Annotated in this window: 16 protein-coding genes; all 16 read left to right on the forward strand. The window is 34.6% G+C overall.

Annotation, left to right across the window (positions count from 1 at the left end; all coding sequences use genetic code 11):
• The first annotated feature begins 180 nt into the window (after positions 1-180).
• Positions 181-807, forward strand: coding sequence for a dTMP kinase (gene tmk / locus Q1K37_RS05775; protein ID WP_300410391.1), 627 nt, complete (start codon positions 181-183; stop codon positions 805-807).
• On the forward strand, positions 804-1,130 hold the full coding sequence (locus tag Q1K37_RS05780) for a cyclic-di-AMP receptor (protein ID WP_300410393.1): 327 nt from the start codon (positions 804-806) through the stop codon (positions 1,128-1,130). Before tmk ends, Q1K37_RS05780 begins: the two co-directional genes overlap by 4 nt.
• Positions 1,131-1,138: 8 nt before the next feature.
• On the forward strand, positions 1,139-1,417 hold the full coding sequence (locus tag Q1K37_RS05785; RefSeq protein ID WP_300410394.1) for a cyclic-di-AMP receptor: 279 nt from the start codon (positions 1,139-1,141) through the stop codon (positions 1,415-1,417).
• Between the two features lie 2 nt (positions 1,418-1,419).
• On the forward strand, positions 1,420-2,235 hold the full coding sequence (locus tag Q1K37_RS05790; protein ID WP_300410395.1) for a hypothetical protein: 816 nt from the start codon (positions 1,420-1,422) through the stop codon (positions 2,233-2,235).
• Positions 2,228-3,067, forward strand: a complete 840-nt coding sequence (locus tag Q1K37_RS05795) for a stage 0 sporulation family protein (RefSeq protein ID WP_300410396.1) — start codon at positions 2,228-2,230, stop codon at positions 3,065-3,067. The genes Q1K37_RS05790 and Q1K37_RS05795 overlap by 8 nt, the downstream gene beginning before the upstream one ends.
• Before the next feature lie 65 nt (positions 3,068-3,132).
• On the forward strand, positions 3,133-3,300 hold the full coding sequence (locus tag Q1K37_RS05800) for a 4Fe-4S binding protein (RefSeq protein WP_300410398.1): 168 nt from the start codon (positions 3,133-3,135) through the stop codon (positions 3,298-3,300).
• A gap of 97 nt (positions 3,301-3,397) precedes the next feature.
• Positions 3,398-4,237 (forward strand): bifunctional hydroxymethylpyrimidine kinase/phosphomethylpyrimidine kinase, encoded by an 840-nt coding sequence (locus Q1K37_RS05805; RefSeq protein ID WP_300410399.1) that lies wholly within the window; start codon positions 3,398-3,400, stop codon positions 4,235-4,237.
• 171 nt (positions 4,238-4,408) lie between these two features.
• Entirely contained in the window at positions 4,409-5,125 is a 717-nt protein-coding gene (locus Q1K37_RS05810; protein ID WP_300410401.1) for a tRNA1(Val) (adenine(37)-N6)-methyltransferase, read from the forward strand.
• The gene (gene rsmI, locus Q1K37_RS05815; RefSeq protein ID WP_300410402.1) at positions 5,112-5,948 is read left to right on the forward strand and encodes a 16S rRNA (cytidine(1402)-2'-O)-methyltransferase; all 837 of its coding nucleotides are present in this window, start codon (positions 5,112-5,114) and stop codon (positions 5,946-5,948) included. Before Q1K37_RS05810 ends, rsmI begins: the two co-directional genes overlap by 14 nt.
• A complete protein-coding gene (locus tag Q1K37_RS05820) occupies positions 5,938-6,879 on the forward strand; it encodes a DNA double-strand break repair nuclease NurA (protein WP_300410404.1) in 942 nt (313 codons plus the stop codon). The genes rsmI and Q1K37_RS05820 overlap by 11 nt, the downstream gene beginning before the upstream one ends.
• Complete coding sequence (locus Q1K37_RS05825) at positions 6,879-8,723, forward strand: ATP-binding protein (RefSeq protein ID WP_300410406.1); 1,845 nt, start codon at positions 6,879-6,881, stop codon at positions 8,721-8,723. Before Q1K37_RS05820 ends, Q1K37_RS05825 begins: the two co-directional genes overlap by 1 nt.
• Positions 8,716-9,432, forward strand: coding sequence for an acyl-ACP thioesterase domain-containing protein (locus Q1K37_RS05830; protein ID WP_300410407.1), 717 nt, complete (start codon positions 8,716-8,718; stop codon positions 9,430-9,432). Before Q1K37_RS05825 ends, Q1K37_RS05830 begins: the two co-directional genes overlap by 8 nt.
• Position 9,433: 1 nt before the next feature.
• Entirely contained in the window at positions 9,434-11,740 is a 2,307-nt protein-coding gene (locus Q1K37_RS05835) for a S8 family serine peptidase (RefSeq protein ID WP_300410409.1), read from the forward strand.
• Between the two features lie 9 nt (positions 11,741-11,749).
• Positions 11,750-12,529, forward strand: a complete 780-nt coding sequence (gene udp / locus Q1K37_RS05840; protein WP_300410410.1) for a uridine phosphorylase — start codon at positions 11,750-11,752, stop codon at positions 12,527-12,529.
• 78 nt (positions 12,530-12,607) lie between these two features.
• A complete protein-coding gene (locus Q1K37_RS05845; RefSeq protein ID WP_300410411.1) occupies positions 12,608-13,816 on the forward strand; it encodes a S41 family peptidase in 1,209 nt (402 codons plus the stop codon).
• Positions 13,817-13,830: 14 nt separating this feature from the next.
• Positions 13,831-14,727, forward strand: coding sequence for a polysaccharide deacetylase family protein (locus Q1K37_RS05850; RefSeq protein WP_300410413.1), 897 nt, complete (start codon positions 13,831-13,833; stop codon positions 14,725-14,727).
• Positions 14,728-14,878 lie beyond the last annotated feature (151 nt).

Raw genomic sequence — 14,878 nt, forward strand, 5'->3', positions numbered from 1 at the left:
TTAACTTTAATTGTATCGAAGGTGAAGGGGTGTTTTTTTAATCAATCAAAGTACTAATACTTGAACTTTGTAAAATTAAAACTTGTTTTATTAAAGTATCAAGTGGAAGTGGTAATGAATTACATATTATTGCTACTAATGGGAAGTTTATATAGTATAATATAAAGTAAAGGGGACTATATGTTTATTACTTTTGAGGGTCCAGATGGATGTGGTAAATCTACTGTACTAGCTAAGGTTTATGACAGGTTAAGAGAAAAGAAAATTCCAGTTATTAAGACTAGGGAGCCAGGAGGAACTGAAATTTCCGAAAAGTTAAGGGATATTATTTTGGATGTAAATAATGTAAGTCTTACAGATACAACGGAAAGTTTACTATATGCGGCATCTAGAAGTCAGCACGTGGAAGAACTTATTGTGCCCAATTTAGAAAAAGGCAATATGGTTTTGTGCGATAGATTTGTAATATCCAGTTTGGTTTACCAAGGCTATGCCAGGGATTTAGGAGTTGAAAAGATAGAGGAGCTCAATTTATTTGCTACTCAAGGGGTTAAACCAGATATTGTTTTGTTTTTCGAAGTCTCTGAGGAAAATCTTTTTAAACGAAAGAAAAACAGAAATACCACCGACAGATTGGAAGAAGAGGAAGAATTCTTTCACAAAAAAGTGTTTAAAGGGTATAATTACATTAAAGAGCGTTATAAATCTGAGGATAACTTCTTTATAATCGATGGAAATAGATCTATTGAGGAAGTGGTTTCGGATTGTTTTTCGGTGATATTAAAAAGCTATAGGAGGAAGATATGAAATTAATCGTGGCAATTGTACAAGATCAAGATCTATATTTACTTAGAGAGGACTTGTCAAAAAGAGATTTTAGAATGACAAAGTTATCATCTTCTGGAGGTTTTCTTAAGATAGGTAACTCAACATTATTAATTGGTGTAGAGGATGAAAGATTAGACGAATGTTTGAAGATAATCGATGATGATTGTAAATCTAGAAAAGCAGACTCTTCACTACTTAATATATCTGCACCAGCTGATTCCTACATTCCTTATCCAGTAGAAGTGACCATTGGTGGGGCTACGGTATTTGTTCTGGATGTGGACGATTATTTTAGGTTTTAGGTGATTTAATGAAATTGATGATTGCTGTTGTAGAGGATGATATAGCCCATGATATTATTAAGATGTTGGCTATAGACAAGATAAGATGTACCAAATTAGCTTCTACAGGAGGAGTTTTAAGAAAGGGAAATACAACCTTATTAATAGGTTATGAAGATGAAAGCAAGGAAAAAATCTTAAGGATTATGGATGGTATGAGTAAAAACAGGCTTAGGGACCCTGATGACGACAAGTCCTACAATGTAAATCTATTTACTTTTGACTTGGAAAAGATGAAAAGGGTTTAATTGTGTTAGATAGAATTTTAAATAGACAAATTGAAACATCTAATTTGACTCATGCGTATCTTTTTCAATCCTATGATGATGAGCTGCTGGAAAGTCAGACCTTAAAATTTTTGAAGATTATCTTAAAGGATGATTCAAAAGAAGATTCAATAGAAGAGTATTACAATCCGGACCTATTAAAGATCAACCCGGAGGGTACGGCTATTAGGATTGATTCTATCAGAGAGGCAATAAGATTTTTACAAACTCCACCCACTGTAAATGAGCATAAGATAATACTTATTCGCAAGGGTGAGAAGTTTAATAAAGAGTCGGCAAATGCTTTATTGAAAGTGCTTGAAGAGCCTCCAAAATATGGAATTATCATAATAGAGACAAATAATGAAATGTCCATAATACAGACTATCTATTCTAGATGTCAAATAATAAATTTTTTTCCAGATAAACAGGATAAACTTAATCCCTGGAAAGAGATAAATGAAATTTTACTTAGATGTTTTAAAAGGGATTTGTTGGTAATTTTCGACAAAAGAGATTACCTTGGTGGCTTAAAGGATGACGTGGATAAGCTATACAACTATTTTTACTGTTTTTTCTACGATCTTTATCTTTATGGCACTGAACCTAAAAAAGAGGATGCATTATTTATACCGGACAATTACAATATATACAGGAATACAGAGGTTTTCTCTAGAGAGGATATCTATTTAATTCTAGAAAAAATTTCTGAGATATGGAACAACTTTAAAACAAATACAAATTTTCAGCTTTCTTATGAGGAGCTTTTATTATATATAATGGAGGAACAAAATGGTTAAGGTCGTTGGAGTAAGGTTTAAAAGGGCTGGTAAAGTCTATTATTTCGACCCTAACGGTTATGAAATACAGGTAGGAAATCCTGTGATTGTCGAAACGGCTAGAGGGATTGAATACGGACACTGTGTAATCGGAATTAGGGAGATCTCTGATGATGAAATAGTTAGGGATTTAAAACCGGTTTTAAGAATCGCAGACGAAACTGATAAATTTATAAATAGAGAAAATATCAAAAAGGCCAAGGATGCCATGGATATTTGCATAGAAAAGGTCAAAGAGCACAAATTGGATATGAAGTTAGTAGATTGTGAATACACCTTTGACAACAATAAAGTCATTTTTTATTTTACCTCTGATGATAGGGTTGACTTTAGGGAATTGGTTAGAGACTTGGCTTCCATCTTTAGGATGCGTATAGAGTTAAGACAAATTGGTGTTAGAGATCATGCAAAAATAGTAAGTGGATTAGCTGCCTGTGGACAGGAATGCTGTTGTGGTAGATTTTTATCTGAATTTGCACCGGTTTCTATTAAGATGGCAAAGGATCAATCCATATCTTTAAATCCAACTAAAATTTCAGGCATGTGTGGTCGATTGATGTGTTGTTTGAAATACGAACAAGAGGGATATGAAGAAAAGTTAAAGAGAATGCCAAGGGTTGGTGCGATTGTCTCTACTAATCTTGGTAAGGGAGAGGTCGTTGCCACAGACACCTTGACGGAGTTTTTAAAGGTTAAGATTAAAACAGATGAAGAGACAGAGGAGATACTACCTTTTCATTTAGATGAGATAAAATTTAAGGTAAATAAGTTTTCTAAGGAGAATAATGATTAATGACCTTGATTTTATTATAAATTCGTGTAATAATTAGATTAACATGAGAGGAAGGAGTGAAAATAATGGCACGTGTAATTACTGACGCATGTATAGCTTGCGGATCATGTAAACCAGAATGTCCTGTAGATTGTATTTCTGAAGGAGATATCTACGTAATCGACGCTGACGCATGTATCGACTGTGGAGCTTGTGAAGATGTTTGTCCAACTAATGCTATTGAAGCTCAATAATAGTTGTACATAAAGGAGATTGAACTGGAGCCTTTGGGCTCCTTTTTGAATTATAGATCTCAACTTATAAATTATTGATGCAGGATTTGGAGGAATGATGGGAAGAAGTAATGTGTTATTGGTAAACGACTGGCCAGGCTATAGTCGAGTTGCCCTATCTGCCATGACACCGATAATGTACTATATGGGGTATAGTGTATTAAGTTTACCAACCATGGTTATATCTAATACCCTGGACTATGGAAAGTTTAGTATATTAGATTCTACAGATTATATACAAGAAGCTTTAAAGGTTTGGGAGAGTTTGGGTTTTGATATTTCTGCTATGGGAATAGGTTTTGTGACTAATAATAAGCAAATTGAACTATGTGAAAATATATTACATAAAAACTACACAAATAAACCCTATGTAATGGTGGACCCGATAATGGGGGACAACGGAGAACTCTACAACGGTATTGAAGTGGATAGGATTGAAATAATGAGGGAATTGATGTCCTTTGCGGATCTTTCCATTCCAAATATTACGGAAAGTTATCTCCTATTGGAAGAGAGGTTCAATTGCATTGATGTAAATTCTAAGGGAGAGCTTAAAGATTTGATCGATGGCATTAGAAGTCTAGGATCAAAATCTGTAATTATTACATCGGTATGCGATCCTAATGGCAATTTTTATATAGCAGGGTACGACAGGACTTTAGATGAGTATTTTAAATTGCCCTATGATAGAATTCCTGTTAATTATCCTGGAACGGGGGATATTTTTTCTGCAATTGTGTTAAGTTTTGTATTAAAGGGATATTCATTAAAAGATTCTTCGAAATTTGCAGGGGATTTTATAAGATATGCAATAACAGAGTCTGAGAAAAGGGAATGTATCGATAGGACAGAAGGACTAAATATTGAAAGGCATCTTCATGTTTTAAAAAATGACTAGTCAAATACTTTTAAAATTGAACTTTAATTATTGTTAAGCACTCTGTATAGGGTGCTTATATTTTTGTATATATAGATTTATATATTGAAGCACAGACAGCCTGTTAAAGTTTTATAGACAAGAAGTTTATTAAATGTTCAAAAGTGTAATATAATGAGGTAGGGTGATAGGGTGTTAGAAAAGAATTATATTCTAGGTACGAATTTACATATATATTCAGATAGGGATAAATTTTCCTTTGGTATCGATGCAATTTTATTGTCCTCTTTTTGTAAAGTAAAAACGAAGGACATAGTTCTTGAAATAGGTGGCGGAACGGGAATTATTTCCCTGAGGGTTTTTGATCTTTATTCGCCTTCAAAAATACACTGTGTTGAAATTCAAAAGGATAATTTCGAAATTTTGCTTAAGAATATTAAATCCAATAATTTGGAACAAAGAATTCATCCTTTAAATAAAGATATTAATGACTGTTACGATATTTTTGAAGAAAATAGTCTGGATGTAATTGTAACAAATCCTCCCTATTTTAAATATGGCTGTGGTATAGAGAATGAAAATGAAAACAAGTTGATTTCCAGATATGAAAAATATCTTAAACTGGAGGATATATTCAAGTTCTCAAAGAGCAAATTGAAGGAATTAGGCAAATTATTCATGGTAAATAGGCCGCAGCGATTGGTAGACCTATTTTATTATGGCAGGAAATATAGGATAGAACCAAAGCGAATAGTTCCTGTACTATCTAGAAGAGAAGAAAAGCCTCAATTTGTTTTGGTTGAATTTGTTAAGAATGCCGGTGAATTCTTCACCTATGAAAAGCCTCTAATTATCTACGAAGATGGAGGATATAGAAAGGAAATAATTGATTTATATGATGGAAAGTAAGCTATATATTATTCCCACTCCCATAGGGAATCTAAAGGATATAACTTTAAGAGCTTTGGAGGTTTTAAAAGAATCTGATGTAATCTACTGTGAAGATAGCAGAAATACTATAAAACTGCTTAATCACTATAATATCAAAGGAAATTTAATCTCCTATCATGAGCATAATGAAAATAGCAGAATTGACGAAATTTTGGAAAATTTAAGAGAAAACAAGGTGCTTTCTCTGGTTTCCGATGCAGGAATGCCAGGAATATCAGACCCTGGTCATGTAATAATAAAAAAGCTAATAGAAGAAAAAATGCCCTTTGAAGTCTTACCTGGTCCTTCTGCGACTATTACAGCTTTAGTATTGTCGGGTCTAGACAATGAGAAGTTTTCCTTTCTTGGATTTTTTCCTAGAAAAAATAAGGATAGGAATGAATTTCTTGAGGATCTTAAAAATAGACCTGAAACGGTTATTATATATGAATCTGTTCATAGAATTGTAGATACTTTAAAAAACTTGTCTAGCAATTTTCCCAATAGACAGGTAGCGGTCATTAGGGAGATGACAAAGATTTATGAAGAAGTCATAAGGGGAAGTCTACAGGAAGTCTACGACATATATAGAGAAAAGGAAAATGTCAAAGGTGAATTTGTAATAGTTTTAGACAGTTATGAAGTTGAGGAAAAGCTTGATATAAAAAAATTATTGGAAATTGAACTAGAAAAGGGTTTAACAAAGAAGTCTGCAATCAGTGAGGTTTCAAAAAAATATGGACTGCGTAAGAATGAAGTCTATCAAATTAGTTTGGAAATAGGTGATGGACTTGAAGAGTGAAATGGTTGAGAAGATAAAGATTCTAAATGAAAAATTAAAAAACAAATATTCCCTTCTCGACTCTTTAAGTGTAGAGGACAAGAAGGCTATCCTATCTAAGTTTGGATATTTTGATAAATTAAATCCTTTGAACACAGAGGAATTGGAAAAATTGGAAAAATCTGGAGGAGTATTTGCGGTGGACGGTTCCACAAATAAGTATGGAGGAGCATTTCCCCACTATATTCAGGTTTTTAGAGGGATGGCAATAAAAAATAATATTGATTCTATCGAAAAGGTGGAGGTTTACTGTCCACTATTGGAAGATATAAATATATATGAAGAACGAAACACTTTGGAAAGAATACTTGCTAAAATTGAAGTGATAGCAGCCTTAGAATCCTTGAAGGAGAAGCCATCTATAATAATCATGGACGGATCCTTAATTCGCTATGAAATACTCTGTAGAGATTATTGGACTAGGTTAAAGGAAGAGGCTTTAAAGAAAGGTATATTGTTAATAGGTATAATTGAGGACATTAAAACAGATATTGTCTTTAAAAATATAAAAGAGGACTATGATACGGACTTTTTTTATGATAGGGAGTTCTTGTTTAATTCTTTGGAATTTAGGGAATGTTTCATCCCAAATAAAAAGGATAAGGGTAAGGACAACTATGGATTTAGATCTGTGTTCTTACGGTCCTCTTTGCAACCTAATATAATAGCAGTAGATATTTTGGAAGAACAGTTTGGCAGCGTGGATTTGGCTTTAAAGTTGATTCTTTCAATTACCCATAAGAAGGGAAGGGGTATTCCCTTTATATTGGACATGGTGGATTTAAAAGCTAGGATAACCAATAAGAAGATTAAGGACTTATGTGAAACCTATATAGGTAAAAATAGGTTTGAGTTATTGTTCCACTCGCAAAGGGACAAGAGGGAGATGTAATGGATATAAAAATAATTGGTATGACGGATCAACAGGAGGCCTATGTTGGCTCTAATGATAGAAAGTTTAGAATCAATGAATTTCTTATGATCGAGGATAGCTTTGGGGATATACTGGGGGAAGTTGTAGAAGTTCACAGTTACAATAGGTATATCACCGTGCCCAAAGAAGGTGGTGTCTTGGATTCGGACTTAATCGACAACCTTGTGGCCCTTGGTTTTAACTTAGAGGAAGATACGATCTATGTAGGAAAGATTAGACTTTTAGAAGAGAGTACCTATGCTATTGAAACGGGATCTTCTTGCAGGGTTCCCTCCTTTGATGAGGTAAAAAAATACTTCATGTCCTCTTCATTGGACAAAGGTATGAATGTTGGTGTTATTAGAAATACCGACGATATCTTTCAAACTGGTCCAGAAAAACTTAAAAATATATGCTATACCCTGGAAGATGGAGAATTTAGGGAACAAAGGGAACTACCCTATATTTTAAATCTTTATGGGATGCATCACTATCCCCATATAGGGATTTTTGGAGGATCAGGTTCTGGAAAATCCTACGGGCTAAGGGTTCTTATAGAAGAGCTCATGAATAAGGACGTCCCTGGAATAATTTTAGACCCCCATTATGAAATGGATTTTACTTTAAGAAGTAAAAAAGATTATGGACCTGACTATAATAATAAATTCTCCAAATTTGTCATTGGAGAAAACACTGGTGTTGACTTTACTAAGATATCTACAAGGGAACTCAAGGCTTTAATCAGTACTTCCTCTAGACTTACTGAAGGAATGGAGTCTGTTATTGAAGTCCTTCACAAATACAATGACTCGGTACTCAGCTTTTCCAATAGACTAAACTATCTGATAGAGGCACAAAAGATAGGATCGCCTGAGAGAATAAGACAAATGGCGGCGGAAGTTTCGGGAGATGAAAAGAAAAGATACGAGATCATGTTTCAAATCTATAATAAATACAATGACAAATGTCCTCCTAGTTCCGTTCAGGGGGTAAGTTGGAGATTTAATAGGCTCAATAATTTAGGAATTTTTGAACATGACTCCAAACTTGTTTTCGATTGTCTAAAAATGGGTAAAATTGCTGTGATACAAGGTTCGGTTAAGATTATACAGGTATATTCTACCTATATTATAAGTAGTCTCTATGACCTAAGAAGAAGCTATAAAGACAGTATTATTAAAAATGAAACAATGGATTACTTTCCTCCTTTTTTTGTAATTACCGATGAAGCTCATAATTTTGCACCTCAGAGTTTCGATGGGAACGGGGATTTGAGCTCTAAGTATATTTTAAGGGAAATTGCCCAAGAAGGAAGGAAATATGGAGTGTTTTTAATACTGGCTACTCAAAGGCCATCCCTTCTAGACAATACCATTACGGCACAATTAAATACAAAGTTTATTTATAGAACTACAAGGTCCACTGACATTCAAACCATTAAGGAGGAGACGGATCTTTCAGTTGAACAGACCAATAGACTTCCCTATCTAAAGACTGGGGATGTATTTTTGTCGGAATCCGCTATAGGTAGGACTATGTATGTTAGGATAAGAGCCTCCCATACCCTTACTCCCCATGGTGAAAACCCCTTTGAGGAGTTGGTCAATAGACAAGATGAGGATGTTTCTGCTATTATAAATATGTTAAAGAATTATTTACCTATTAATGAACTGGACATAATGGATACTTGTAAGGAGATTCAAGAAGATGAGGGAGTGGTCTACTCTGTAGAACAGTTTACCAATCTTTTGGAGGATTTCGTTACAAAGGGATATTTGAATAAAGAAAAGGGATTGTTGGTGAAATATATTTTAAATGAATAAGACATTTGAACAGGAATTTAACCTATATGGTTTTGATAAAAAATCAGGAAAAATAGATTTGACTAAAATCTTTGATATAATTTGTGAAACTGCAGTAAGTCATTCCCATAGGGACGATACTGACTTTTTTGACGATATTTTTTGGGTGGTCTATAGATGGGACATGTCTATATTAAAAGAGCTTAAAATTAGGACAAAGGTTAGGGTAAGGACTGAAATTGTAGGAGTAAGAAAGTTTTTTGCCCTAAGGGACTTTACGGTCTATGACGAAGAGGGACAGGAGTGTATAAAAGTTAAATCCGAATGGATTCTTCTTTCCAAATCGAGACGTAGTCCTGTAAGGATACCTAAATCCTATATCGAGGGCTATGATATAAAAGAGGTTAAAAATCTTTTAGTGGATTTGAAAATTCCAGAAGACTTAAAGTTTACCTATAATTTTAAAAGACCTATGGGTCAACTTGATATTGATGTAAATAATCATGTTAACAATGTGGTATACACTGAACTGATGTTAAACACCTTAGATCCTGATATTAAAGTTAAAGAGATTTCCATAATTTACAAGAAGGAAAGTTTTTCTAAACAAGTTCTCAATGCAAAGAGGACAGATATAGTGGAAGTTGACAAGGGAAAGTACATTTATATTTGTATATATGATGAGAAAGAAAATTTAAAAACAGTAGGAAGAGTAATTGTAGGAGAATAATATGAAGAAAAAAATTTCGTTTTTGATGGCATTTGTTTTGTTTTTTGGAATGATTATCCCGACTAAAACCTTGGGAAATCAAGGAGTTATTACTGATGAGTTACTTCAGAAACTGGATACTGAAAAAGTTGTGGATGTCTTGATTACTTTTAAGGATGAAAAGAATACACAAACCTCTGTTGACTTGTCTGGAAGTAAGGGATCTCAAATAAATCAAAGAAAACAATTTATTCAAGAACTTAAAGAAAATTCAAATCTTTCCCAGAAGGAGACTTTGGATATCTTAGAAAAAAATGCTGAAAAAGTAGAAGTAGTCGAGCCTTTCTACATTACAAACTCCATAAGGATAAAAGGGGATAGTGACCTGATAAAAGAAATATTATCACAGGACAATATCTTGGAAGTTGTTGAAAATGGAGAAGTTGAACTGCAAGATATAGAAAACAACTCATCTCTATCAGCAAATGATAAGGACTGGGATTTAAAGAATACCAATGTCTTGGATGTGCGAAACAAATACAAACTCTTTGGTACAGATATAGTTATAGGTTTTTTAGATAGTGGTGTTGACTTGGAAGGCGCCGACTATAAAAATTCTGAACTTTACGAAAACTGGAGAGGGCATGTGGAAGGTGCATCAACTTCCTGGTATGATGTCTTTAAGGAGTCAGATAAACCAACCTCTGGAGACAATGGACATGGAACAGCTGTAGTTTCCATGGCTGTAGGTAAAAATATTGGAGCAGCACCAAAGGCTACATGGATTGCCGCTAGAGCATTTAAGTCAAAGACCACTACCAATAGCAATATTCTTAAAGCGGCTCAATGGTTTCTAGCTCCAGGGGGAAGAGCCGACTTAGCGCCAAATATAATAAACAATTCCTGGGGAAAGAACACTTTGGAAAGATGGTTTGACCCGATGATCGAAGCTTGGATAAATGCAGGTATAATTCCAGTGTTTGCTTCAGGAAATTTAGAGAGTAATAATAGATTAGGATCTATCGACTACCCTGCATCAAATTTAAATGTCATTGCAGTGGGAGCAGTTGATAGGGATAATAAATTGGCTTATTTTTCGAAACTAGGACCTTCACCATTGGACCCTACAAAATCCAATATCAAACCTGAGATAGTTGCTCCGGGATATAATGTATATGCTTCAGATTCGAAGAATAGTTATTCTTTATGGAAGGGAACATCATTAGCTGCGCCTAATGTTTCTGGAATTATCGCATTAATCTTACAGGGCAATAGAAATTTAAATAACGCTCAAGTAAAGAATATTTTAACCATGACGGCAAAACCTCTTACTGGACCAGGTTTTTCCGCTAGTCCTAATATGGGTTATGGATATGGCCTAGTAGATGCAGCAAAGGCTGTGGAATTAGGGCTTAATTATGATGAATATTCAAGTCTTAAGAGAATTAAGGGACAAAACAGATCTGAAACATCCTTAGAGATAAGTAATAATTTCTACAAGACTTCAGATTATGTTTATATCACTAATCAAAGTTCCTTTGCAGATGGGCTTAGTATGGGTTCTTTAACGCAGAAGGAAAATGGACCGCTATTACTGGTTCCCAACGCTAGATTATCCCAAAACGCAAAGAGCGCTTTAAAGAGACTTCAACCAAAGAAGATAATCATCATTGGAGGACAGTCAACTATTGGGAAGGACTTAGAACAGGAATTAAAGAGCTATGCTCAGGTAGAAAGGGTTTATGGAAAGAGCAGAATTGAAACTTCATTGGAGATTGCAAGAAGAGCTGACTTAAAGAACAAAAAAGAAGTTTTTTTAGTAAATGGATTTAACGAGGCAGACTCTATAAATATCGTGTCCGTATCTGCAAGGGATGGAATTCCGGTGTTGTTTTCAACTAAGGATAAAATTAATAACTCTATGATAAACTTTCTAAAGGCCTACAAAATTGAAAAAGTGACCATAGTAGGTGGGGATTCTACAGTGTCCAAATCCGTTGAGAATCAACTAACTGCTGCAGGAATAGACAGTATTTCTAGAATTAGTGGCAAGGACAGGTTTTTGACTGGGGCAAAGGTAAATCAAAAATACTATACCAACTATAGTCCAATGTTTTTTGCAAATGGATATAACGTAGCTGATGCACTGTCTATAGGGCCAGTAGTTGGGAAATTGAAAGCTCCACTACAGATAATACCTCAAGATTATTTGACTGTGGAATTAGAAGATTTTTATAAGAACAAGGATATATCAGATTTTTATGTACTTGGTGGCAGTAGTTCAATTACCGCTAGAAATATGTACAATCTGTATAAGTTGACAAATTAAGAGGGTAAAATGACTAGGGAAATTTTAGGAGAAGAACAGTTTCATATAAAGCTTAGAAAAGGAGATATCGGAGAGTATGTCTTACTTCCAGGAGATCCAAAGAGGTCTAAACTTATAGCACAGTACTTTGAAAATCCAGTTTTAGTAGCAGATAATAGAGAATACTGCATTTACAATGGATTTTTAGATGGCGTAAAGGTTACCGTCTGTTCCACGGGTATAGGCGGACCTTCTACTGCAATTGCCGTTGAAGAACTTGTCAATATTGGGGCAAAGACCCTGATTAGAGTTGGCACCTGCGGTGGAATGGACCTGGATGTAAAGTCTGGGGATGTGGTAATTGCAACAGGGGCCATTAGGATGGATGGAACCTCCAGGGAGTATGCTCCGATAGAATATCCTGCAGTATCGGATTTTGATATTTGTGATTCTTTAGTTAGAGCTAGTAAGCTTTTAGATTTTTCCTATCATGTGGGAGTGGTTCAAAGTAAGGACTCCTTTTATGGACAGCACAGTCCTGAGACCAAGCCGGTTTCTAGTGAATTGGAAAATAAATGGAAGGCTTGGTTAAGGCTAGGTTGTCTTGCTTCTGAAATGGAATCTTCAACCCTTTTTATTGTTTCATCCTATAGGAAAGTTAAAGCTGGTGGTGTATTTGTCTGTATAAATAATCAGGAAAGACAGAAACAGGGCCTTGAAAACAGCTTATACGAGGATGTTGACAGAGCGATTAAGGTTGGAATTGAGGCTATAAAGATTCAGATAGAGAAGGATAAGAAGTGTGATTAGTTGTCACACTTTTTATAATTGTAAGAAATTTGTAATTTTTACAAAGGAAATTTATGATAAGATAATTAGAGGTGAAATATGAAAAAAGGATTGAAATGGGTTTTAGCCACCATTTTAGTAATTGCATTGATGTTAGGATCCTTTATCATGGGGAATAGAATGGCTATATCTTCAGGAGATAAGGTGATTTTAAATAGAAATGATTATGAGGTGTTTGCAAAAGCCGAAGAGATGAAATCTGTAATTGACAGGTACTTTTTATTTGATGTGGATAAGAAAGAACTTAAAAATGGGGTTTACAAAGGACTGTTCAAAGGTTTAGACGACCCTTATTCTGAATACTTGACAAAGGAAGAGTTCGATTCTTTTATGGAGAGTACCAGTGGAGAATATAAGGGAATAGGTATTTTTATTACCGTCACCGAGGACAATTTGATAAAGGTTGTATCTCCAATTAAGGATTCTCCTGCATTTAAGGCTGGAATTAAGCCTGATGATATTATCTACTCTGTAAATGGTGAGGTTTATCCTGGAGATAGATTAAATGAAGCAACTGCAATTATGAAGGGAAAAGTAGGAGACAAGGTTAAACTTGTCATCAAAAGAAAAAAATCTGATGATAACTATGAGAATATAGATATGGAAATCACAGTGGACAATATTAATCTTGTTACTGTGGACTCCAAAGTTCTTGAGGGATTAGGGTATATCCATATATCTCAGTTTGGAGAAAAGACCTTTGATGAATTCAAAGAAAATTATGAAGGCCTAAAGAAAAAAGACGTAAAAGGTATTATTTTGGATTTAAGGAACAACCCTGGCGGGTTAAAGGACACCTGCGTTAAGATTGCAGACTATCTTCTACCAGAAGGTCCGATTGTAAAGACGGTGGACAAAAACAAGAAAGAAGAAGTGGATATGTCCGATGCTAAGGAAGAAAACTTACCAATGGTTGTACTGATAAATGGTGGATCTGCTTCAGCTTCTGAAATATTGGCAGGGGCAATCAAGGACTATGAAAAGGCAACAATTGTTGGAACGAATAGCTTTGGAAAGGGAATTGTTCAAACCATTGCTCCAGCAAAGAACTTTGGAGTCGATGATGACGGTGCTATTAAACTTACAATTCAGGAATATTTTACTCCTAAGGATAAGAAGATTCATAAAATAGGGGTTAAGCCAGATGTACAGGTTGAACTTTCAGAGGATATAATCAATTTTGGTCCGGAATTTTTAGATACGGATAGTCAATTAAAGGAGGCTATCAAGATTTTAGAGAAAAAGTAATAGGAGTTGATTAGGTGAACAAAATAAAAGGGCTTCTTTTAAGTTTATCACTACTTTTATTAGCTTTGGTTGTGGGAATTTTTATAAGGGAACAAAAGGCATATTCTGCCATCACTTCCGAGATAAAGGACTCTCAAATCGAGGATAAAAAAGAAGCAAAGAATAAAGAAAATAATAAAAAGGAAACAAATCCAACAGAAGTTACCGATACAGCAAGCGATAAGTTTAAAGAAGAAACATTCGATGCAGGGGAAGTAAGAGCAATAACCAAGGGAGAAAAAGAATATACTGGAGAAAAGGTGGTTTTTTTAACCTTTGACGACGGTCCAGATGGTAGTTCTTCTCCAAGGATATTGGATATACTGGATTCCAATAACGTACCTGCCACATTCTTTTTGCAAGGACAGTATATCAATGAAGACACAAAGGATATTTTTAAAAGGATGTATGATGAGGGTCATTGTGTAGCTGCCCATAGTTTTGGACATGATTATGGATATCTTTATCCAGGAAGAGTTGGAAATGCTGCTAATATAATTTCTGATTTCAATAAGATTCAAGAAAGGGCTAAAGAATATTTGGGTAAGGACTTTTCTTTTAAAACCTGGAGATATCCAGGAGGACATATGTCCTGGCAAAATCTTGAATCAGCTGATGAACAACTTAAAGCTCAAGGTGTAGAGTGGATAGACTGGAACAATATGACTGGAGATGCAGAACCGGCGTCTAGAAGGCCTACTACGGCACAAGGCATGGTAAATATGGTAAAACAACTTACGGAAGGTTCCTCTTCAAATATGCAAGTTATATTGATGCATGACAATAGATCAAAGGAACTTACTATTCAAGCATTACCTGAAATCATAGCATATTATAAGGACTTGGGATATAAGTTTGGAAAATTTAAATAGATAAAAAGTGATTTTCTTAAAGGAAAACTTCGATACAACAGGCACTCAACAATTTGGGTGCTTTTTTGTTTTTTTGATTGGTAGAAATGGACTGTTATACTAGAATCCGATTAAAATAAGATGAAATCTCCGATCATTTTTTGGTATAATA

The organism is Lagierella sp., from assembly GCF_029983815.1.
Taxonomy (GTDB): Bacteria; Bacillota; Clostridia; order Tissierellales; family Peptoniphilaceae; genus Mediannikoviicoccus.

Bases quoted from the DNA above. Each gene is read 5' to 3' on its own strand.
- udp (WP_300410410.1), top strand. From the start codon at position 11,750: ATGACTAGGGAAATTTTAGGAGAAGAACAGTTTCATATAAAGCTTAGA.
- Q1K37_RS05785 (WP_300410394.1), top strand. From the start codon at position 1,139: ATGAAATTGATGATTGCTGTTGTAGAGGATGATATAGCCCATGATATT.
- Q1K37_RS05805 (WP_300410399.1), top strand. From the start codon at position 3,398: ATGGGAAGAAGTAATGTGTTATTGGTAAACGACTGGCCAGGCTATAGT.
- Q1K37_RS05780 (WP_300410393.1), top strand. From the start codon at position 804: ATGAAATTAATCGTGGCAATTGTACAAGATCAAGATCTATATTTACTT.
- Q1K37_RS05830 (WP_300410407.1), top strand. From the start codon at position 8,716: ATGAATAAGACATTTGAACAGGAATTTAACCTATATGGTTTTGATAAA.
- rsmI (WP_300410402.1), top strand. From the start codon at position 5,112: ATGATGGAAAGTAAGCTATATATTATTCCCACTCCCATAGGGAATCTA.
- Q1K37_RS05825 (WP_300410406.1), top strand. From the start codon at position 6,879: ATGGATATAAAAATAATTGGTATGACGGATCAACAGGAGGCCTATGTT.
- Q1K37_RS05835 (WP_300410409.1), top strand. From the start codon at position 9,434: ATGAAGAAAAAAATTTCGTTTTTGATGGCATTTGTTTTGTTTTTTGGA.
- Q1K37_RS05845 (WP_300410411.1), top strand. From the start codon at position 12,608: ATGAAAAAAGGATTGAAATGGGTTTTAGCCACCATTTTAGTAATTGCA.
- Q1K37_RS05795 (WP_300410396.1), top strand. From the start codon at position 2,228: ATGGTTAAGGTCGTTGGAGTAAGGTTTAAAAGGGCTGGTAAAGTCTAT.
- Q1K37_RS05800 (WP_300410398.1), top strand. From the start codon at position 3,133: ATGGCACGTGTAATTACTGACGCATGTATAGCTTGCGGATCATGTAAA.
- tmk (WP_300410391.1), top strand. From the start codon at position 181: ATGTTTATTACTTTTGAGGGTCCAGATGGATGTGGTAAATCTACTGTA.